20 protein-coding genes are annotated in these 20,684 nt (G+C 65.7%); 14 read left to right on the top strand and 6 right to left on the bottom strand.

The window, feature by feature from the left end; all coding sequences use genetic code 11:
* Positions 1 to 235 precede the first annotated feature (235 nt).
* Complete coding sequence (locus LRS53_RS05345) at positions 236 to 784, bottom strand: adenine phosphoribosyltransferase (protein ID WP_017640536.1); 549 nt, start codon at positions 782 to 784, stop codon at positions 236 to 238.
* 208 nt (positions 785 to 992) lie between these two features.
* On the opposite strand from LRS53_RS05345, the gene LRS53_RS05340 reads away from it, so the two are divergent.
* Genes LRS53_RS05340 through rbsD form a run of 6 tightly spaced genes read left to right on the top strand, consistent with a single transcriptional unit; the run spans position 993 to position 6,813 of the window.
* Complete coding sequence (locus LRS53_RS05340) at positions 993 to 1,949, top strand: sugar ABC transporter substrate-binding protein (RefSeq protein ID WP_231355202.1); 957 nt, start codon at positions 993 to 995, stop codon at positions 1,947 to 1,949.
* Positions 1,950 to 1,964: 15 nt separating this feature from the next.
* Positions 1,965 to 3,521: a sugar ABC transporter ATP-binding protein gene (locus LRS53_RS05335; RefSeq protein ID WP_231355201.1), complete on the top strand. Its 1,557-nt coding sequence runs from the start codon at positions 1,965 to 1,967 to the stop codon at positions 3,519 to 3,521.
* Positions 3,518 to 4,495 (top strand): ABC transporter permease, encoded by a 978-nt coding sequence (locus tag LRS53_RS05330; protein WP_017640533.1) that lies wholly within the window; start codon positions 3,518 to 3,520, stop codon positions 4,493 to 4,495. The genes LRS53_RS05335 and LRS53_RS05330 overlap by 4 nt, the downstream gene beginning before the upstream one ends.
* The gene (locus LRS53_RS05325) at positions 4,495 to 5,514 is read left to right on the top strand and encodes a LacI family DNA-binding transcriptional regulator (protein WP_231355200.1); all 1,020 of its coding nucleotides are present in this window, start codon (positions 4,495 to 4,497) and stop codon (positions 5,512 to 5,514) included. The genes LRS53_RS05330 and LRS53_RS05325 overlap by 1 nt, the downstream gene beginning before the upstream one ends.
* A complete protein-coding gene (gene rbsK / locus LRS53_RS05320; RefSeq protein ID WP_231355199.1) occupies positions 5,504 to 6,412 on the top strand; it encodes a ribokinase in 909 nt (302 codons plus the stop codon). Before LRS53_RS05325 ends, rbsK begins: the two co-directional genes overlap by 11 nt.
* Positions 6,409 to 6,813 carry a D-ribose pyranase gene (rbsD, locus tag LRS53_RS05315; RefSeq protein ID WP_231355198.1) on the top strand — a complete coding sequence of 135 codons (405 nt, stop codon included), beginning with the start codon at positions 6,409 to 6,411 and terminating at the stop codon, positions 6,811 to 6,813. The genes rbsK and rbsD overlap by 4 nt, the downstream gene beginning before the upstream one ends.
* Here the strand turns inward: rbsD and LRS53_RS05310 are convergent.
* Positions 6,810 to 9,674, bottom strand: a complete 2,865-nt coding sequence (locus tag LRS53_RS05310) for a bifunctional diguanylate cyclase/phosphodiesterase (RefSeq protein ID WP_231355197.1) — start codon at positions 9,672 to 9,674, stop codon at positions 6,810 to 6,812. The genes rbsD and LRS53_RS05310 overlap by 4 nt on opposite strands.
* A gap of 351 nt (positions 9,675 to 10,025) precedes the next feature.
* On the opposite strand from LRS53_RS05310, the gene LRS53_RS05305 reads away from it, so the two are divergent.
* The 3 genes from LRS53_RS05305 (at position 10,026) to LRS53_RS05295 (ending at position 12,239) form a co-directional block, all read left to right on the top strand.
* Positions 10,026 to 10,538 carry a ferritin-like domain-containing protein gene (locus LRS53_RS05305; RefSeq protein WP_017640528.1) on the top strand — a complete coding sequence of 171 codons (513 nt, stop codon included), beginning with the start codon at positions 10,026 to 10,028 and terminating at the stop codon, positions 10,536 to 10,538.
* A gap of 39 nt (positions 10,539 to 10,577) precedes the next feature.
* The gene (locus LRS53_RS05300; RefSeq protein ID WP_231355196.1) at positions 10,578 to 11,477 is read left to right on the top strand and encodes a manganese catalase family protein; all 900 of its coding nucleotides are present in this window, start codon (positions 10,578 to 10,580) and stop codon (positions 11,475 to 11,477) included.
* A gap of 339 nt (positions 11,478 to 11,816) precedes the next feature.
* Complete coding sequence (locus LRS53_RS05295; RefSeq protein WP_017640525.1) at positions 11,817 to 12,239, top strand: hypothetical protein; 423 nt, start codon at positions 11,817 to 11,819, stop codon at positions 12,237 to 12,239.
* A 46-nt stretch (positions 12,240 to 12,285) separates the two neighbouring features.
* Here LRS53_RS05295 and LRS53_RS05290 read toward each other — a convergent pair whose 3' ends face one another.
* Positions 12,286 to 12,885: a glutathione S-transferase family protein gene (locus tag LRS53_RS05290; protein WP_173147555.1), complete on the bottom strand. Its 600-nt coding sequence runs from the start codon at positions 12,883 to 12,885 to the stop codon at positions 12,286 to 12,288.
* Between the two features lies 1 nt (position 12,886).
* Complete coding sequence (locus LRS53_RS05285) at positions 12,887 to 14,056, bottom strand: aminotransferase-like domain-containing protein (protein WP_231355195.1); 1,170 nt, start codon at positions 14,054 to 14,056, stop codon at positions 12,887 to 12,889.
* An 80-nt stretch (positions 14,057 to 14,136) separates the two neighbouring features.
* Between LRS53_RS05285 and LRS53_RS05280 the strand changes: the two genes are divergently transcribed.
* The 5 genes from LRS53_RS05280 (at position 14,137) to LRS53_RS05260 (ending at position 18,657) form a co-directional block, all read left to right on the top strand.
* On the top strand, positions 14,137 to 14,616 hold the full coding sequence (locus tag LRS53_RS05280; protein ID WP_231355194.1) for a MarR family winged helix-turn-helix transcriptional regulator: 480 nt from the start codon (positions 14,137 to 14,139) through the stop codon (positions 14,614 to 14,616).
* An 87-nt stretch (positions 14,617 to 14,703) separates the two neighbouring features.
* Positions 14,704 to 15,309 (top strand): LysE family translocator, encoded by a 606-nt coding sequence (locus tag LRS53_RS05275; RefSeq protein ID WP_064308642.1) that lies wholly within the window; start codon positions 14,704 to 14,706, stop codon positions 15,307 to 15,309.
* An 8-nt stretch (positions 15,310 to 15,317) separates the two neighbouring features.
* Positions 15,318 to 16,505, top strand: a complete 1,188-nt coding sequence (locus LRS53_RS05270) for a benzoate/H(+) symporter BenE family transporter (RefSeq protein ID WP_231355193.1) — start codon at positions 15,318 to 15,320, stop codon at positions 16,503 to 16,505.
* Positions 16,506 to 16,560: 55 nt separating this feature from the next.
* Positions 16,561 to 17,562, top strand: a complete 1,002-nt coding sequence (locus LRS53_RS05265) for an NADP-dependent oxidoreductase (RefSeq protein ID WP_064308640.1) — start codon at positions 16,561 to 16,563, stop codon at positions 17,560 to 17,562.
* Positions 17,563 to 17,733: 171 nt separating this feature from the next.
* Positions 17,734 to 18,657 carry a GGDEF domain-containing protein gene (locus LRS53_RS05260; protein WP_231355192.1) on the top strand — a complete coding sequence of 308 codons (924 nt, stop codon included), beginning with the start codon at positions 17,734 to 17,736 and terminating at the stop codon, positions 18,655 to 18,657.
* Positions 18,658 to 18,687: 30 nt separating this feature from the next.
* Here LRS53_RS05260 and rluB read toward each other — a convergent pair whose 3' ends face one another.
* Together rluB and LRS53_RS05250 are read right to left on the bottom strand one after the other, a co-directional pair.
* Positions 18,688 to 19,749: a 23S rRNA pseudouridine(2605) synthase RluB gene (gene rluB / locus LRS53_RS05255; RefSeq protein ID WP_064308638.1), complete on the bottom strand. Its 1,062-nt coding sequence runs from the start codon at positions 19,747 to 19,749 to the stop codon at positions 18,688 to 18,690.
* Positions 19,750 to 20,042: 293 nt separating this feature from the next.
* A complete protein-coding gene (locus LRS53_RS05250) occupies positions 20,043 to 20,681 on the bottom strand; it encodes a bifunctional 4-hydroxy-2-oxoglutarate aldolase/2-dehydro-3-deoxy-phosphogluconate aldolase (RefSeq protein WP_044342103.1) in 639 nt (212 codons plus the stop codon).
* Positions 20,682 to 20,684 lie beyond the last annotated feature (3 nt).

Genomic DNA, 20,684 nt, shown 5'->3' with positions numbered 1-20,684 from the left:
ACGCTGTTGGGCTTCGCTGTGCTCAACCCAACCTACGATTCGAGCAACCCGTTACGGCCATGGCGGTCCGCCGAGGCGGACGCTCCGGCATCGCAAGGTGTTGCCTTTCGCGTACGGGCGCCATGGAAGGTGCCAGCAGGACGTTGAGGTACGACGCCGTTATCGCGGCCATGGGCCGCTCCTACCGTCGTGCGCTACCCGTAGGAGCGGCCCATGGCCGCGATCGATCGCAAACTCAATACTCGGACAGCGCGAAGCTCGTCAGGGCGAAGGTGGGGATGCCGGCCGCTTCCAGGCGCTTGGAGCCGCCCAGTTCGGGCAGGTCGACGATGGCGGCAGCTTCGTGGACCTCGGCGCCCAGGCGGCGGATCAGGTTGCCGGCGGCGACCAAGGTACCGCCGGTGGCGATGAGGTCATCGACCAGCAGCACCGAATCACCGGCGCCGACGCTGTCCTTGTGTACCTCGATCACCGAGTCGCCGTATTCGGTGCTGTAGACCTCGGTCAGCAGCTCGGCCGGCAGTTTGCCCTGCTTGCGGAACAGCACCAGTGGCTTGCCCAGCTCATAAGCCAGGATCGGACCGATGAGGAACCCGCGCGCATCCAGCGCCCCGACGTGGGTGAAGGACGCCGAGCGATAGCGCTCCAGCAATTCCGCCATAACGGCGCGCAGGCCTTCGGGCGACTGGAACAGCGGCGTGATGTCCCGAAAGATCACCCCCGGCTTGGGAAAATCGGGCACGGCGCGGATGAGGGATTTCAGGGCGGATTCGGAAAAGGACATGGCAGAGACTCTCGGGCGCCGGGCGCCTGGTTGAATACGATTGCCCAGTATACCGGGGCCCGCACGGCCGGGGCCAACCAGCCGTCCTTGGGAGCTGAATCGATTCATGTAGTGACCTGGATTGACAGCTACCAATGGGGCGGACATCCTTCGCTACGCGCAAACGTTTGCGTGACCACAAAAACCATAAGAATTCGGAGATCCTCCTATGCTGGCCTTTCGCCCTGCCCGCCTGCTGGCGGCTATCGCTCTCGCCTCCGCTTCGCTGATCCTGCCGCTCACCGCCAGTCATGCCACGGCCGCCGAAAAGCCCAAGGTCGCGCTGGTCATGAAGTCCCTGGCCAACGAATTCTTCCTGACCATGGAAGACGGCGCCAAGACCTACCAGAAAGCGCATTCCGCCGACTTCGATCTGATCTCCAACGGGATCAAGGACGAGACCGATACCTCCAGCCAGATCCGCATCGTCGAGCAGATGATCGTGTCCAAGGTCGACGCCCTGGTCATCGCCCCGGCCGACTCCAAGGCACTGGTTCCGGTGCTGAAGAAGGCCAGCGACGCCGGCATCAAGGTGGTCAACATCGACAATCGCCTGGACCCGGACGTGCTCAAGTCCAAGTCCCTGGACATCCCCTTCGTTGGCCCCGACAACCGCAAGGGTGCACGCCTGGTGGGCGAGTACCTCGCCAAGCAGCTCAAGCAGGGTGACCAGGTCGGCATTATCGAGGGCGTCTCCACCACCACCAACGCCCAGCAGCGCACCGCGGGCTTCAAGGACGCCATGGAAGCGGCCGGCATGAAGATCGTCGGCGTGCAATCCGGCAACTGGGAAATCGACAAGGGCAATGCCGTCGCCGCGGCCATGCTCAACGAATACCCCGACCTCAAGGCCCTGCTGGCCGGTAACGACAGCATGGCGCTGGGCGCCGTCTCCGCCGTGCGTGCCGCTGGCAAGAAAGGCCAGGTGCAGGTGGTCGGCTACGACAACATCAAGGCCATCAAGCCGATGCTCAAGGACGGTCGCATCCTCGCCACCGCCGACCAGTACGCCGCCAAGCAGGCCGTGTTCGGGATCGAAGCCGCGCTCAAGCTGGTCAAGGGCGAGCCCACCGGTGCCAAGGACGGGGTGATCGAGACGCCGGTCGAACTCGTCACCCAGCCCTGATCCGAGGAGAGCCCCATGTCGTCCGAGGTCATCCTCAGCGCCCGTGACATCGGCAAGACCTATGCACAGCCGGTACTCGGCGGCGTGGACCTGGAGTTGCGCGCCGGCCAGGTGCTGGCGCTCACCGGGGAAAACGGCGCCGGTAAAAGCACCCTGTCCAAGATCCTCTGTGGCCTGGTGCAACCCACCACCGGCGAACTGAGCTTTCTCGGCCGACCCTATGCCCCGGGCAGCCGCTGCGAGGCGGAGGTCCAGGGGGTGCGAATGGTCATGCAGGAACTCAATCTGCTGCCCACCCTCACCGTGGCGGAAAATCTCTTTCTCGACCGCCTGCCCCGCCGCCTGGGCTGGATCGACCGACGCCAGTTGCGCGAACAGGCGCGGCTGGCGATGGCCCAGGTCGGCCTGGAGTCCATCGATCCGGATACACCCATCGCCGAGCTGGGCGTGGGTCATCAGCAGATGGTGGAGATCGCCCGCAACCTGATCGGCGACTGCCGAGTGCTGATCCTCGACGAGCCCACCGCCATGCTCACCTCCCGCGAGGTGGACCTGCTGTTCGAGCAGATCGAGCGCCTGCGTGCCCGCGGCGTGGCGCTGGTCTACATCTCCCATCGCCTGGAAGAACTCAAGCGCATCGCCCAGCAACTGGTGGTCTTGCGCGATGGCCGCCTGGTGGCCGATGCGCCCATGGCGCACTACGACATCGACCAGATCGTCAGCCTCATGGTGGGTCGCGATCTCGGCGAGCACCTGGACATGGGCGAGCGCCGCTTTGGACCACCCTTGCTGGAAGTCCAGGGACTGACTCGCGCGGACAAGGTCCAGGACGTCTCCTTCAGCGTCCGCGCCGGCGAGATCTATGGCATCTCCGGGCTCATCGGTGCCGGTCGCACCGAGTTGCTGCGGCTGATCTTCGGTGCCGACCGTGCCGATTCCGGCGCAGTGCGCCTGGCCGGCAAGCCGGTCGACCTGGGGTCACCGGCCAAGGTGGTACGTCAGGGCATCGCCCTGATCACCGAGGATCGCAAGGGCGAAGGCCTGCTGCTCACCCAGCCGATCAGCGCCAACCTGGCCCTGGGCAACATGGCCAAGGTCGCCCAGCAGGGCCTGGTCAGCGGTACACGCGAAGCGGCCCTGGCAGAGCGCCATATCAAGGGCATGCGCATCCGCTGCAACGGTGGCAGCCAGCCGGTGGGCGAACTCTCCGGTGGCAACCAGCAAAAGGTGGTCATCGGGCGCTGGCTCGAACGCGATTGCCAGGTGCTGCTGTTCGACGAACCCACGCGCGGCATCGACGTCGGCGCCAAGTTCGAGATCTATGGCCTGCTGGCCGAACTCACGCGCCAGGGCAAGGCCCTGGTGGTGGTCTCCAGCGACCTGCGCGAGCTGATGCTGATCTGCGATCGCATCGGTGTGATCTCCGCCGGCCGCCTGGAAGCCACCTTCGACCGTCATGACTGGGACCAGGAGCGGCTGCTGGCCGCCGCCTTCGCCGGCTATCGCTCCCGCGAAGCCCTGCTGGAAGAACCCGTCCCGCCGCAAACCCTTTCTCAGGAAGCCATTCGATGAGCAGTCTTCCCGTCACCTCCGCCCGACGTGCCTTCGGCCTCGGCCTGGGCACCTACGTTGGCCTGGCCGCCGCCCTGCTGGCGATGATCGTGCTGTTTTCCCTGCTGAGCAGCCACTTTCTCTCCTACGCCACCTTCACCACCCTGGCCAACCAGATCCCCGATCTGATGGTGCTCGCGACCGGGATGACCTTCATCCTGATCATCGGCGGCATCGATCTCTCGGTGGGTTCGGTGGTCGCCCTGGCCGCCGCCGTGGTCAGTGTCGCCACCCTGGAATGGGGTTGGGGCATCCTGCCAGCCGCCGCCCTGGGCATGCTGGCCGCGGCCCTCACCGGCACCCTCACCGGCAGCGTCACCGTGGCCTGGCGCATCCCCTCCTTCATCGTCTCCCTGGGCGTGCTGGAGATGGCACGCGGCGCCGCCTACCAGCTGACCGATTCGCGCACCGCCTATATCGGCGATGCCTACGCCTGGCTGTCGACCCCCTTCGCCTTCGGCATCTCGCCCTCCTTCGTCATCGCCCTACTGGTGATCGTGGTCGCGCAGCTGCTGCTGACCCGCTCGGTGCTCGGGCGCTACCTGATCGCCATCGGCACCAACGAGGAAGCGGTGCGCCTGGCCGGGATCAATCCCAAGCCCTACAAGGTCATCGTCTTCGCCCTCATGGGTCTGCTGGCAGGCCTGGCCGCGCTGTTCCAGATCTCCCGTCTGGAAGCCGCCGACCCCAACGCCGGCGTCGGCCTGGAACTGCAGGTGATCGCCGCCGTGGTGATCGGCGGGACCAGCCTCATGGGCGGGCGCGGTTCGGTGATCAGCACCTTCTTCGGCGTGCTGATCATCTCGGTGCTGGCCGCGGGGCTGGCCCAGATCGGCGCCAGCGAGCCGACCAAGCGCATCATCACCGGCGCAGTCATCGTGGTTGCGGTGATCCTCGACACCTACCGCAGCCAGCGCGCGAAGAGCAAGGGCTGATGGCGACCATCAAGGATGTCGCCGCCCGTGCCGGCATCTCCTACACCACGGTCTCCCATGTGGTGAACAACAGCCGCCCGGTCAGTCCGGGCGTGCGGGAAAAGGTCGAGGCGGCCATCGCCGAACTGGGCTACGTACCCAGTGGCGTGGCCCGCTCCCTGCGCAGCCGTGCCACCGGCACCTTTGGCGTGCTGGTGCCCAATGCGGTCAACCCCTACTTCGCCGAACTGGCCCGCGGCATCGAAGATCACTGCGAGCGTCAGGGCTACAGCGTCATCCTCTGCAATTCCGATGACGATGCCGACAAGCAGCTGCGCTATCTGCGGGTGCTCAAGGAGCGGCGGATCGATGGCCTGGTGGTCGCCACCGTGGACGGCGATCCGCGCTTCGCCCGGGCCCTGGCCAGCCTACGCATCCCGCTGGTCCTGGCCGACCGGCCGCTGGAGGGCGTCCAGGCCGCGCATATCCGCATCGATCACCACCAGGGCGGTCTGCTCGCCACCCGCCACCTGCTGGAACTCGGCCATCGCCGGATCGCCTGCATCGGCGGCCCGGCCGATTCCCCGGTCGCCAGCGAGCGGATCACCGGCTACCAGGAGGCCCTGGCGCAAGCCGGCGTCGCGCCTGGCGCCATCCAGCGCTGCCCCTTCACCGCCGCGGCCGGTCATGCCGCCGCCCGCGCGTTGCTGGCCCAGCCAGAGCGTCCGACCGCGATCTTCGCCGGCAACGACACCATCGCCCTGGGCGTGCTGCGCGCCGCCGCCGAGCGGGGTCTGAGCGTCCCCGCCCAGCTCTCGGTGGTAGGGTTCGACGACATCGAGCTCAGCCGCTATCTCTACCCCGCCCTCACCACCATCGGCCAGTCGATCCGCGATCTCGGCGAGCGCGCCGCCCAGCTGCTGCTGGCGCGCCGCGAGACGGTCGGCAGCCCTTCCACCCACGACATCGCCGTACCCCGGCTGGTGCTGCGCGAATCCACCGCGGCGCCCCCTGCTCTGGAGACCTCCCATGCACCCTGACGTCGTCGTCATCGGCAGCCTCAACATGGACCTGGTGGTGCGCGCTCCGCGCCTGCCCAAGGGCGGCGAGACCCTCGCCGGCCATACCTTCACCACCGCACCGGGCGGCAAGGGCGCCAATCAGGCTGTGGCGGCCGCGCGCCTGGGCGCCCGGGTCGCCATGATCGGCTGCGTCGGCGCCGATCCCTACGGCGACTTCCTTACCCACAGCCTGCTGCAGGAAGGCATCGACTGCCGGGGCGTCTCGGTGGCGCCCGAGGTGCCCACCGGCATCGCCTCCATCCTGGTGGATGACCAGGGCCAGAACGCCATCGTCATCGTCGCCGGTGGCAACGGCGAATTGTCCGCCGCGCAGCTGCAGGCCCAGGAGACTCTGCTGGACCAGGCCAAACTGGTGATCGCCCAGCTGGAAGTCCCCCTGGCTACCGTAGGCGACGCCCTCGCCCGCGCCCATGCCCTGGGCAAGACAATGATCCTCAACCCCGCGCCCGCCACCGGCCCGCTGCCGGCCGAGTGGTACGCCCATATCGACTACCTGGTGCCCAACGAAAGCGAAGCCAGCCTGCTGACCGGGCTGCCGGTGGAGACTCTGGAACAGGCCGAGGTCGCTGCGCGTCAGCTGGTCGCCGCCGGTGCCCGCCAGGTGCTGCTGACCCTGGGCAGTCAGGGTCTGCTGCAGGTCACCGCAGACAGCTGTCGTCACCACCCGGCCACTGCGGTCAAGGCGGTGGACACCACCGCCGCTGGCGATACCTTCCTCGGCGGCTTCGCCGCCGGTCTGGCGGAGGGGTTGAGCGTGGAGGCGGCCATCGCCCTCGGCCAACAGGCCGCCGCCATCGCCGTCACCCGCCCAGGCGCCCAACCGTCCATTCCCACCCGCCAGGAGCTCGCCCGGTGAAGAAAACCGCTCTGCTCAACATCGCCCTGTCCCAGGCCGTGGCCAGTCTCGGCCATGGCGATCTGGTGGTCATCGGGGACGCCGGCATGCCGGTGCCGCCGGGTACGCCACTGGTCGATCTAGCCGTCACCCCGGGCGTACCGGATTTCATCAGTGTGCTGCAGGCGCTGCTCAGCGAGATGCAGGTGGAAAGCCATCTGCTCGCCGAGGAAACCCTGAAGGTCCAGCCGCCGGCGCTGGCCGAACTGGAACGCCTGACCGCGAGCGGTGCCCTGGGCAGCCGCCGCCTGGTCTCCCACGAAGAACTAAAGACCCTGTGTCGCCAGGCACGGGTGCAGATCCGCACCGGCGAATGCCAGCCCTATACCAACCTGATCCTGGTGGCCGGCGTCGCCTTCTAGTCAGCGCAGCTGGCCAGCAGGCGCCGGGTCGCCAGCAGATCCAGCGGACGGGCGAAGAGATAGCCCTGGGCATGGCGCGCGCCCATGTTCTTGAGCAGTTGCAGCGCCTGGGCGTCCTCGACGCCCTCGGCGACCACGTCCAGGCCCAGGGACTCGGCCATGCGCACGATGGCGCGGACGATGGCGACACTGCGTGCGCTGTCGGCGAGGCGCAGCACAAAGGACTTGTCGATCTTGAGGCCGCGAAAGCGATACTCATGGACATAGCCGAGCGACGAAAAGCCCGCGCCGAAATCATCCAGCACCACCGATACACCCTGTAGATCCAGCGCCTCCATGGCGGCCTTGGCGCGCTCGGGTTCAGCGACCAGGGCCCCTTCGGTCAACTCCAGGCAGATCCGCGACGGTGCCACGCCGTGCATGGCCAGGATGTTCAGTACCTCGTCGGCGAATTCCGGACGCACGATGCTGTAGCTGGAGCAGTTGACGTGGACCACCGGCCAGTGGGCATGGGCCGGCTCGGCCAGGATGGCGGCGATCCGCGTCAGCATGTAGGTATCCAGCCGACCGATCAGCCGCAGGCCTTCCAGTTCGGGTAGAAAGGCGCCGGGCGCCAGCACGCTGCCGTCCGGCTGCCGCCAGCGGATCAACGCTTCCAGCGCCGCCACGCGGCCGGTCGTGACCTCGATGATCGGCTGGAAGAAGGGTTCCAGCTCGTCGCCGTTCTTCAGCGCCTTGCGCAACGCGCCCTCGCGCACCACCTGGTCGGACACCACCTGGCGCAACTCCTGGTTGAACACCGCAAAGTTGTCGCGCCCGCCCTGTTTGACCCGGTACATGGCGGTGTCCGCATCGCGCAGCAGATCGTCCGGCTGGCGATGCAGACTCGCATCGGCTACCACGATGCCGATGCTGCAGGAGGCGAACAAGCTGTGGTCGTCGATCACCAGTGGCCGGTCGAAGGCCTCGATGATCCGCTGGGCGATAGCCACCGGCGATTCCAGCCCACCACCGGGCACCAGGATGGCGAATTCGTCACCGCCCAGCCGCGCCAGCAGATCGGTTTCCCGCAGGCAACTGGACAGCCGCTGCCCGGCGGCGACCAGCAGCAGGTCGCCGAAGGGGTGGCCGAACTGGTCGTTGATGCGCTTGAACCTGTCCAGATCGAGAAACATCACCGCCAGGCCGCTGCCATCGCGCTCCAACGCCGCCCAGAGGTCGGCCAGGCGTTGCTGGAAGAAGCTGCGGTTGGGCAGCCGGGTCAGGGCATCGTGGTTGTTCTCGTACAGCAGTCTGGCGTTGGCATCGTCCAGCGCCCGGGTCCGCTCCTGGACCCGGACCTCCAGCGCCTGGCGTGACTGCTGGATGGCTTCCGCCGCGCTGCGCCGGGACAGGGCGGTATCGATATGGCGTGAAACGAAGGTGAGCAGCTCCTGGTCGCGCTGGCTGTAGTAGACGTCTTCGCGATAGCTCTGCACCGCCAGCACCCCGCGGACCTGCTTGCCGTCATAGAGCGGGATGCCCAGCCAGGACCAGGCCTCGACAGTACCCGGCACCGGGGTGATTTCACCCTGGGCGACCAGTAGACGGGCCTTCTGACGATCGATTAGACAGGGCCGCCGCTGGCGGATGGTGTATTCCGTGTAACCACGACTGCCACGCCGGGCAACCGGTGCCGTGGCGCGGCGCTCGTCGGCGAAATAGGGAAAGCTAACCTCACCCGACGCATCGTCGTAGAGTGCGATGTAGAAGTTGTGGGCATAGAGCAACTCGCCCACGACCCGGTGCAGGCCGCCCAGCAACTCGGTCATGTCGGTGCTGGCGCTGGACAGCTCGGCGATGCGGAACAGCGCCGCCTGCAGTTGCTCGGCGCGCTCGCGCTCGGCGATCTGTTCGCGCAGCCGGGCGTTGACTTCGGACAGCTCCTGGGTGCGCTGCCCCACGGTGGCCTCCATGTCTTCGCGCCGCAGGATGCGATCCAGCGCCATGGCCACGTCGCGGGCGATCACCTGGAACAGCGCCTGATCCTCAGGGCCGTAGCGGCGTTCGCGGTCGTAGACCTGCAGGCTGAGCACGCCAAAGGTCCGATCGGCGCCATCCTTGAGCGGAATGCCCATCCAGAACTCCGGAACCGAGCCCTGGCAATAGTAGGGGCCGTTGGTCTGGGCCGCCTCCATGGCCTCTTTGGGTAATAGCAAGGGCTCGCCATGCAGGAGCACATAGGCGGTCAAGCTCGGTTGCGCCCGATCCAGTGGCTCGAAGGAGCCCGGTTCAGGCGGACTCTCGTCGCGCTGGTCGAAATAATAGGGATAGTGGATCTGGTCAGCGTCCGGATCGAGCAGCGCCAGACAGAGGTTTTCCGCGTCGATCAGGGTCACCAGCAGTTCATGGGTGCGCTGCATGAACAGCTGCCGATCCACCGTTGAGCTGGCCAGATAGGTGATGTCGTAGAGCACCTGCTGGATGGCCTGGGCCCTTTGCAACTGCAGGCGCTGCAGCACGAAGCCGAATCTCAGGGCCAAGGCGGCGAAATCGGTACGGTCGTCCGGACGGGCCAGCAGCCAGCCTAGGGGCGTTGGTCCATTGCCGGTGGGATGACAGCTGAGTGAGGCTTGGGCGCAGAGCTGCGCCAGCTCCTCATCGTCGAGCAACGCCGGCCAGGCACTGGCGCCACTACCGGTGGCCATGCACGACCAGTTGCCGCGACGCTGGTACCAGGCCCAGTCCGCATCGGCCGCCGCCGCACAGAGTTGCGCGATGATCTGCTCCGCTTCCAGCCCCCGGGCATTCGGATCCGGCCAGCGTTCCTCCAGCGGCTTGGTCGAGCGTGCGCCAGACTGCTGTTCCTTGGGCCCCTTCATGCTGACTCCTTCCCTTGCATCCACCGGATCCTGACACAGATGCCTGCCTCTCCGGCAAGTACGGGGTGAACGGTTTTCCTAGGGGCGCGAACGGCAAAGATATTACTAAACTCAGGATTGACTGGGACAAGAGTTGTACAGCGGAGGGGTCGCTGTCCAACAACCAGCCCTGCCAGACGATCCTTTGCCGCTTGGCTTGTAGAACAAAATCCCTGGCCCTTTTCCATCGATCAGAAAGACCGCCGTACCGCGAATCTCTTGCTAGCCGTGCCCCACTAATAAGCAGACAGAACGCAATCTGGCGGGGCCTTCCGGCCCGTTGTCGCCTCTCTCTACGAGCAGGAGTTTTCCATGACGGCTTCCAAGCAAGACAACCTGATCGACTGGCTGCGTGACGCTCATGCCATGGAAGAACAGGCCGAGAAAATGCTTTCCGCCCAGGCCGCGCGGCTGGAGCACTATCCGCAACTGCGCCAACGCATCGAGCAGCACATCAAGGAAACCCAGGAGCAACGCCAGGTCCTCGAAGGCTGCCTGAGCCGCCTCGGCAGCAGCGCCTCGACGCTCAAGGACATGGGCGGCAAGTTGATGGCACTGGGTCAGGCGATTGGCGGTGCGCCCATGAGCGACGAGGTCATCAAGGGCGCCATCGCCGGTTATGTCTTCGAGAACATCGAAATCGCCACCTACACCACGTTGATCGCCGCCGCTGCCGAGATCGGTGATACCGAAACGCAGCAAGCCTGCGAACGCATCCTCGAACAGGAGAAGGCCATGGCGGCCTGGTTGCTGGAAGACCTGCCCGTCACCACCAGAGCCTTCCTGGAACGCTCCGCCGATCCCGATCTGACCGCGAAGCGCTGAACTACCCCGTGTTACCCGTGACTAGCCCCTGGAGGTTACATGTTCGTCCATAATAAGCGACTGCAATATACCGTGCGCGTGTCCGAACCCAATCCCGGCCTCGCCAACCTGATGCTGGAACAATTCGGCGGCCCCCAAGGCGAACTCGCCGCCGCCATGCGCTACTTCACCCAGGCGATAGCCGAGCTCGACCCGGGCCGCAAGGACATGCTGTTCGACATCGCCACCGAAGAACTCAGCCACCTGGAAATCATCGGCTCGATGATCGCCATGCTGAACAAGGGCGCCAAGGGCGACCTGGCGGAAAAGACCCAGGAAGAAGCGGACATGTACCGCTCTCTGACCGGTGCCGGCAATGACTCCCACCTCACCCAGATCCTCTACGGTGGCGGCCCGCAACTGATCAACTCGGGCGGGGTGCCCTGGACTGCGGCCTATATCGACACCGTCGGCGAACCGACCATCGACCTGCGATCCAACATCGCCGCCGAAGCCCGGGCCAAGATCGTTTACGAACGCCTGATCAACGTCACCGACGATGCCGGCATCAAGGACACCCTGAGCTTCCTGATGACCCGCGAGATCGCGCACCAGAAGTCCTTCGAGAACGCGCTGCATTCCATCCAGCCGAACTTCCCCCAGGGCAAGATGCCGCCGCGACCGGAATTCGCCAGCGTCTACTACAACATGTCGCAGGGCGAGGGCGATATGCGCGGTCCGTGGAACCAGGGTCAGGATTGGGAGTTCGTCGAACAGCCCAGCCCCGCCGTGGACGGCGGCGACGGCCTGGCCAGCGTCAAGCTGCCGCCGATGCAGGCCAAGGCAGTCGAACAGCTCGCGACCCGTACGATGTCTGACCCGAATGCAGCGCCGGTGACAGGTGCCGATCTGGGCGCCGGCCTGGCCAAGCAGCTCGACAAGAACCGTCTCAACGAGTGATGCCGATGCGGCGACACCCCTGGGGTGTCGCCGCCTTCACCCCCACCTATGACCTTCCGTCGGCTAGTCTGCGCCGACTCGCCTTCCGCAAGAACCTGGCCATTTGCCATCGGTCCTACTGCCGTCATCGTAGTAGGGAAAGCCCTGATGGAAGATTATCTCCTGGCGTTCGCCATGGTCGTCCTGACCACCTTGTTCATAGGTCTCACTACCGTCGGTCTGGTGGAATTCGCCTGATGGCGCTTTGCCGCCTTTTGCGCTGAACATTTGTTCAGCGGTGCAGTCTGCCGCTGTGCATTGATGCCATCACGTCTTACCGACGTAGCCAGGGACGCCACCATGAAACGCCACGCCTATGCCTTAGCCCTCGTTGCAGCCGCCGTCTGCAGCGCACCCGCCTTCGCCATGGATCAGGATGCCCTGCAATTCGAGCAGGCCAGCATGATCGCCTTCAAGAGTTGCGCGAACAAGGCGGTGATTGCCGGTACCCGGATCGGCGACACGGCCCGTTTCTCCGATACCGACAGCTGCGTCGCCCAGGCGCTGTCGCAGATCGAACCGGCCTATCAGAAGGCTCTGACCTCCCTGCAGAACAACGGCACCGCCCGGCGCTGCCTGCAGACCTACTACAGCAACTGGCGCACGCTGATGAAATCGCTACCGGAGCTGCAGTCCAAGCCGCCGTCCTCGGTCCTGCTGACCGCCAACGGGGGTGAGCGCCGACTCAACCAGTACTGGCAATTCGTGGTCAGCGCTCGCTGATCACGCCCCGGCGCCCACTGGGGAGCCTGGCGCCCCTCCTTGCGTTTCAGCCGATGGCGACATGGCCCGGCTGCGCCGCCACCCGTGCCAGCCACGCCTGGATCGCCGGATAGTCGTCCAGGCGAAAGCCCCCTTCGTGGGCGACGTGGGTATAGGCATAGAGCGCTATATCGGCGATCGAATACTGCTCCCCCACCAGGAAAGGCGTGCGTTGCAGCTGCTGCTCCATCACCCGCAACGCCTTGTAGCCACGGACCTGGCAGACCTCGTACTCCTCACGGCGCTCCGCAGGCAGCCCCTGATAGAGCTGGATGAAGCGCGCCACCGCCACATAGGGCTCGTGACTGTATTGCTCGAAGAATTGCCATTGCAGCACCTGGGTGCGCAACCGCGGTTCGCTGGGCAGGAAGCCTGTGCCGTCGGCGAGGAAGTTGAGAATGGCGTTGGACTCCCACAGGCAGGTGCCGTCTTCCAGCTCCAGCACCGGAATCTTGCCGTTGGGATTCTTCGCCAGGAAGGCGTCGCTCTGGGTCTCGCCGGCGAGGATATCCACCTCGTGCCAGCGATACTCCACGCCGAGCAGGTGCAGCATCAGCACCACCTTGTAGCAGTTGCCGGAACGGCGATCGCCATAGACCTGATACATCTCACAGCTCCTTGTAGGTAGGGGTGGCGTCGCGAATCACGTCGGCCAGGCGCGCCAGACCGGTATCCAGGCGCTCGGGCAGCACATGGCTGAAGTTGAGCCGCAGCAGGCCAGGGTGGCGATCCGGCTCGGCGAAGAACGGCTCGCCCGGCATGAAGGCGACGTCCTGCGCCAGGGCCGCGTCCAGCAGGGTACGGGTATCCAGGGGCGTTTTCAGCTGCAACCAGAAAAACAGCCCGCCCTGGGGAATCTGCCAATCGGCCAGCTCGCTGAAGTGCCGGGTCAGCGCCTCAGCGAAGCCATCGCGACGCTCGCGGTAGAAGGCCCGCACCTCCTGCAAGTGCCTTGCGTAGCGCTCGCTGCCGAGCCATTGCAGCACCTGCCACTGGCTCATGCGGCAGGTATGCAGATCGGCGGCCTGCTTGAGCGCTCGCAACGGCTTGAGCAGCTCCGGCGAGGCGATGAGGTAGCCCACGCGCAGGCCGGGCAACAGGGTCTTGGACAGGCTGCCGGTATGGATCCAGGCGCTGCGCTGCAACTGGGCGCACAGCGGTCGTGCCGGGGCGCCGTCATAGCTGAGTTCGCGATAGGGCTCGTCCTCGACCAGGGTCACGCCGAATTCGTCCAGCAGCGCTGCCACGGCCGCACGGTTGGCCGTGGAGTAGCGCACGCCGGAGGGATTCTGGAAGGTCGGGATCAGGTAGGCGAAGGCCGGGCGCCGCTCTTTCAGCCGCAGGCGCAAGGCGTCCAGATCCAGCCCCTCCGGGGTCAGGCTGACCTCCAGGCAATCGGCGCCAAAGAACTGGAAGCTCTGCAGCGCGGCCAGATAGGTGGGGCCCTCCACCAGCACCGGCGTGCCGACATCGAGATACAGCTTGGCGATCAGGTCCAGCGCCTGCTGCGAACCGGTGGTGACCAGCACCTGGTCCGCCGTACAGTCCAGGCCATAGTCGCGCGCCTGGGCGGCGATGGCCTCGCGCAGCGCCGGCTCGCCCTCGCTCATGCCGTACTGGCCCAAGCCGGCCGGCAGCTGGCTCCAGTCCACCGCCGGCAGACAGCGCTCGGCCGGCAGACCGCCGGCGAAGGACATCACCTCCGGCCGCTGCGCCGCCGCCAGGATGTCGCGGATCAGGCTGCTCTTGAGTCGGCTTACCCGTTCGGAAAATGCCATCTGCCCTCCTGTGGCCCGTGGCCGGCTAATGAGTCAAACTACTTGACCGACCCTAATCCACACCGGAAAGACAAGTCAATATGCTTGACCTAAATCAGACCGCTCAGCAGCGCCTGGTCATGGAGACCTTCTTCTTTAGTTACCAGGCCTTCACCGCCAAGGCCGACGACATGCTGGCGCGCCGTGGCCTGAGCCGGGTCCATCAGCGCATCCTGTTCTTTATCGCCCGCGAGCCGGGGCTCAGCAACAAAGCCCTGCTGGAGGTGCTCGGGGTCAGCAAGCAGGCGTTGAACATTCCGCTGCGGCAGTTGCTGGAGATGCAACTGGTGGCCATGGAGACGGATGCCACGGACAAGCGCAAGCGGCGGCTGTCGCTGACCCGGGGCGGCGCTGCGCTGGAGCAGACCCTGAGACGCGAGCAGATGCGCCTGGTGCAGGCGGCGCTGGCCACGGCCGGGCCGACCGCGGCCGAGGGCTGGCTGGCCTTCAACCAGGCCCTGGCTGATCGCCAGGACACCGCTGGTAGCCAGGACAGTTCGGAACCCTCGGTCAACTCCTGAAAACTGTACTGCTCGTTCGCGGCCCTGGTGTATGGATACCGGCCCCAGGTGCCTGGCTAAGCTGACGCAAAGCTCAGGGATGCCCTCATGACCGTCGAACTGCTCTCCGCCTTCATGCTCTTCGCCTTCGTCTCTTCCGCCACGCCCGGTCCCAACAACATGATGCTGCTGGCGTCGGGGGTCAATTTCGGTTTCCGCCGTACCCTGCCGCACATGTTCGGCATCAGCCTGGGGCATATGCTGCTGGTCATCTGCACCGGTCTCGGACTGGGTCAGCTGTTCGTGCTCTATCCGCCGCTGCAGATCGCCTTGCGGGTGATCGGTGGCGCCTACCTGCTGTATCTGGCCTGGAAACTGGCCACCGCCGCGGCCCCCACGCCGCGGGAGTCAGGCAGCGGCAAGCCCTTCGGCTTCTTCCAGGCTGCGGCCTTCCAGTGGGTCAATCCCAAGGCCTGGGTGATGGCGATTGGCGCGGTCACCGCCTATATTCCGGCCGAGAACTTCACCGCCAATCTGCTGCTGGTCGCCCTGCTTTTCGCCTTGATCAACCTGCCCAGCGTCAGCCTCTGGACGCTGTTCGGCATGGGCCTGCGCCGCCTGCTCAGCAGTCCGGCGCGCCTGCGGCTGTTCAATTGGAGCATGGCGCTGCTGCTGGTGCTGTCCCTCTACCCCATCCTGTTCGGCCATCACTGAGGTTTTTGATGCACGCGGCTCCGCAACGCCTTACCCCGCTGGCCGATAGCTCCCCCGCCGCCGTGGTCGCCGGTTTCGTCGCCATGCTGGTGGGCTACACCAGCTCCCTGGTGCTGATGTTCCAGGCCGGCCAGAACGCGGGGCTCAGCACGGGCCAGATTTCCTCCTGGATCTGGGCGCTGTCCATCGGCATGGCCCTGACCACCATCGGCCTGTCGTTGAAGTACCGCACCCCCATCGTCATCGCCTGGTCGACCCCGGGCGCCGCCCTGCTGGTCACCAGCCTGCCCTCCGTGCCCTACAGCGATGCCATCGGCGCTTTCGTCCTCTGCGCGGTGCTGCTCGCCCTGGGCGGCCTCACCGGCAGCGTCGACCGTCTACTGCGTCGGGTACCCCCGGCCCTCGCCGCCGCCCTGCTGGCCGGCATCCTGTTTCGCATCGGCATCGAGATCTGCGCGGCAGCCCAGCACCAGACCGGGCTGGTGCTGGGCATGGCCCTGGGCTATCTGGTAGCCAAGCGGCTGTGGCCGCGCTATTGCGTGCTGGTGGCCCTGGTGGTCGGCCTGCTGCTGGCCGCCGGACTGGGCTTGCTGGACTTCCACGCCCTACGGCTGGAACTGGCGGTGCCGGTATGGACCACCCCGACCTTTTCCCTGGCCGCCACCATCGGCATCGCCCTCCCGCTGTTCGTGGTGGCCATGGCGTCACAGAACATGCCCGGCATCGCCGTGCTGCGTACGGATGGCTACGCGGTTCCAGCCTCGCCGCTGATCGCCACCACCGGCCTCGCCTCCTTGCTGCTGGCCCCCTTCGGCTCCCATGGCATAAACCTGGCGGCCATCAGCGCGGCGATCTGCACCGGTCCCCAGGCCCATGAAGACGCCAGCAAACGTTATACGGCGGCGGTCTGGTGCGGATTTTTCTATGGCATCGCCGGTTTGTTCGGCGCCACCCTGGCCGCGCTATTCGCCTCGCTGCCAAGCGAACTGGTGATCTCGGTGGCCGCCCTGGCGCTGCTGGGTTCCATAATGAACGGTTTGCACGGCGCCCTGGCCGAACCCAGCCAACGCGAACCGGCGCTGATCACCTTTCTGGTCACCGCCTCGGGGCTGACGCTGGCCGGCGTAGGCTCTGCCTTCTGGGGTCTGGTGGCCGGTCTATTGGCCAGTTTGCTACTCACCGCACGCCGCCGGTAGAACCTGAAACCCTCCTGACCGGTCGGAACTGCATCCTTCCCGTCAGGAGAACACCATGTCCCGTACCAATCGCCAGTTCCTGCTCGCCAAACGCCCCTCCGGCGAACCCACCGCCGACACCTTCGAGCGCGTCGAGCAGCCGGTCGGCGAACCCGGCGCCGGCCAGGTGCTGATCAAGAATCTGTTCCTGTCCCTCGACCCGGCCATGCGTGGCTGGATGAACGAGGGCAAGTCCTATATCAAGCCCATCGGTATCGGCGAGGTCATCCGCGCCCTGGGCGTGGGTGAGGTGGTGGCCTCCAACCACCCGGACTTCAAGGTGGGCGATACCGTCAACGGCATGCTCGGCATCCAGGACTACTACCTGGGCGAACCCCAGGGCTTTTACCCGGTGGATCCCAGCAAGGCCAGCCTGCCCCAGTATCTCTCGGTACTCGGCATGACCGGCCTCACCGCCTACTTCGGCCTGCTGGAAGTCGGCGAGCCCAAGGCCGGCCAGACCCTCGTGGTCTCAGGCGCCGCCGGCGCGGTCGGCAGCATGGTCGGCCAGATCGGCAAGCTCAAGGCCTGCCACGTGGTGGGCATCGCCGGCGGTGCGGAAAAATGCCGCTATCTGATCGAGGAGCTGGGCTTCGACGCTGCCATCGACTACAAGGCCGAGCCAGACCTGGCGGCCGCCCTGCGCCGTGAGTGCCCCAACGGTATCGACGTCTATTTCGACAACGTCGGCGGCCCGACCCTGGATGCGGTCCTGGCGCAGATCAATTTCCGCGCCCGGGTAGTCCTGTGCGGTGCCATCAGCCAGTACAACAGCGACAAGATCCAGGGCCCGCAGAACTATCTGGCGCTATTGAGCAATCGCGCCCGCATGGAAGGCTTCATCGTCCTCGACCACGCCGCCCGCTATGCCGAGGCGCAACAGCAGCTGGCGATCTGGCTGGCCGACGGCCAGCTCAAGTCCCGCGAGCATGTGGTGGAAGGCCTGGACACCTTCCCCACGACCTTGATGAAGCTGTTCTCCGGCGAGAACTTCGGCAAGCTGGTGCTCAAGGTCTGAACCGCGTCGGAAAATCGTCGCGAGCGGGCCGCCTATGGGGTCCGCTTGGCTTCCAGGCGCCAACTTATAGACGGCTAATCGCCATCATCCGCCTAAGTCATTGATTTTTATAAAACTATAATACTGGCACGCTTCTCGCTTCAGAGGGACTATCCGCCAAGGAGAACAGGCATGGTCCCGCCCTCATCCAACACCATCAATCTCGATCGCGCTCGCCAGCAGCGTAACGCCAGCCAGGTGGCCCCCGTTCGCGAAAGCGATCCCCTGGTGCTGAGTACGCTACGTCAGCGCCTGCTCAGCGTCCTGCAGTCATCGTTGGATCTCGAACGGGTCCTGCAGCTCTTTCGGCAGGAGGTGTATACCCTCGTGGACGTGCCTGGGCTCGCCTATCGCAACGCCGCAGAAGACGTGGTCATCAGACTGGGCGAAGAGCAGGGTCACCAGGTGCACTACCACCTGAGCCAGGGCGATATCCGCCTGGGCGAGCTGACCTTCTACCGTCAGGAGCGCTTCCAGGACAGCGAACTCAGTGCGCTGGAATACCTCCTCGGCACCCTGCTGTTTCCCCTGCGCAACGCCCTGCTCTATCGCGAGGCGCAGAACAATGCCCTGCGCGATGCCCTCACCGGGGTCGGCAATCGCAACGCCCTGGACCGCGCCCTGGTGCGGGAGCTGGAGCTGGCGCGCCGTACCCAGCAGCCCCTGTCGCTGCTGATGCTGGATCTGGACCACTTTAAACGCATCAACGACCGCTTCGGCCACAGCGTCGGCGACGACGTGCTGCGGCAGACCGCCCGCACCCTCAGCAACTGCCTGAGAAGCATGGACATGATCTTTCGCTTTGGCGGCGAGGAATTCTGCGTGCTGCTGTCGGCCACCGGTCATGAGGCAGCCCATATCGTGGCGGAGCGCCTGAGAGCGGCTGTCGAAGCTCAATCGGAGACCGCCGGCGCCATTCCACTGCCGGTCACCCTGAGCCTCGGACTGGCGACGCTACGTGACGTCGAGTCCCCGCGCTGCTTGCTGCTGCGCGCGGATCGAGCCCTCTATCAGGCCAAGGCCGAAGGCCGCAATCGATCCTGCAGCCTGACCTGAGGGTCGCCTGGGGCCAGGCGACCGCTCTGCTTAGCGGCGACCGCCCTTGCCGGTACCGCCACCGCTCGGACCGCGACGCGGCGCGATACCAGGCGAGGTACGGCCCTTGCTGACCGGCTTGCGGCCCATTTCGCTCGGCCGCTCGGCCACGGCCGACCCCTGGGGCTTGCTGGCCTTGCCTGCCTTGTTGAGCTTGTTGCGCGAACCCCGACCGGCATCGATCGGCCGCGCGGTCTTGCGCTGCTGACGTTCGAGCTTTTCCTTGGTCTTGCCGCCCATGGCCGGCAGCGCCACTGGCGGCAGGCCGACTTCGCCAGCGAGGATGTCGATCTCCCCCTGGGTCATCTCGCGCCAACGACCGACCGGCAGATCACTGGTCATGAACACCGGACCGAAACGGACGCGCTTCAGACGGCTCACCACCAGACCCTGGGACTCCCACAGCCGGCGGACTTCACGGTTGCGGCCTTCCATCACCACGCAATGGAACCAGTGGTTGAAGCCATCGCCTTCCGGCGCCTGCTGGACGTCGGTGAAACGTGCCGGACCGTCTTCGAGGATCACCCCGTTCTTCAGGCGCAGCAGCATCTCTTCGGTCACCTCGCCACGTACCCGTACCGCGTACTCGCGGTCCATCTGGTAGGACGGGTGCATCAGCCGATTGGCCAGTTCACCATCGGTGGTGAACAGCAGCAGGCCGGTGGTGTTGATGTCCAGGCGACCGACATTGATCCAGCGGCCCTGCTTGGGCTTGGGCAGGCGGTCGAAGACGGTGGGTCGGCCTTCGGGATCGTCACGGGTGCAGATCTCGCCCTCGGGCTTGTTGTAGATCAGTACCCGGCGTACCACTTCCTCGGCCTGGTCGCGCTTGAGCAGACGTCCGTCCACTGCGATGGCGTCCTTGGGCATGACTCGCAGCCCCAGGGGGGCGACCACGCCATTGACCTTGATGCGGCCTTCGCCGATCCAGGCTTCGACATCGCGACGCGAGCCGACGCCTAGGCGCGACAGCACCTTCTGCAGCTTTTCGCCAGCTGGCGCAGGTACGGTTTCTTCGAGGGATTCGTTTTGGGGATTCTTGTCGAGGGTCATCAGGCACCTCCCGGTGTAGTGGACGACAAAGGCGCCGCGGAACGGGCGCCAGGAAAAAGACAGGGGCGCATGATAGCGCCCCTGCTCGCGCCAGCCTAGCGAGTGTGGTGTCTCTGAAATTGACTGCACAATTTTGGCGGCGCTTTTTCGGCTGTGGCGGCGTTGCCACTCCTCGCCATAGCCCTGCTATGACTCGTACCGGCGCCTGGCCACAGCCAAAAAATCACTCGCCAATTCTTGCGCGAACTTCAGAGACACCGCACTAGCCCAGCGGGTGACGGATGGCCGCAGGCTCAGTCGAGCGTCGCCAGGGCCTCGCGGCAGAGTTGTTCGACGCGCGTCCAGTCCTTGGCTTTCACCACGTCACCCGGCAGCATCCAGCTACCGCCGACGCACAGCAGATTGGGCTGCTGGAAGTAGTTCTTCACATTGCCCGGATTGACGCCACCGGTCGGGCAGAACTTGAGCTCGGCGAAGGGACCAGCGAAGGCTTTAAGCGCATCCACGCCGCCATAGACGTTGGCGGGGAACAGCTTGAAGCGGCGATAGCCCAGGCGATAGGCCTGCATGATCTCGGAGGGCGTGGCGATGCCCGGCAAGAGCGGAATGGGTGCCGCTACCCCGGCCTGGAGAATTTCCTCGGTGGTGCCCGGGGTGACGATGAACTGGGCGCCAGCCTCGACCGCGGCGTCGAACATCCGCACGTCCAGCACGGTGCCCACCCCCACGTCCAACTCAGGACGCTCCTGGCGCAGTAGCCGTACGGCATCCAGCCCGTGGGCGGATCTCAGGGTGATCTCCAGCGCCGTAAGACCACCAGCGGCCATGGCATCGGCAAAGGGCAGCACGTCGGCCGGATCGTTGATCACGATCACCGGCAGAATGCGCGCGCGGGCGCACAGGGCATCTAGGGTCGCGATCTTGTTCTGCATGTC

Source organism: Pseudomonas sp. PLB05, from assembly GCF_021106615.1.
Lineage (GTDB): Bacteria > Pseudomonadota > Gammaproteobacteria > Pseudomonadales > Pseudomonadaceae > Chryseomonas > Chryseomonas benzopyrenica.
The sequence above is the reverse complement of the archived record's forward strand: the minus strand, read 5'-3'. Positions and strand labels throughout refer to the sequence as shown.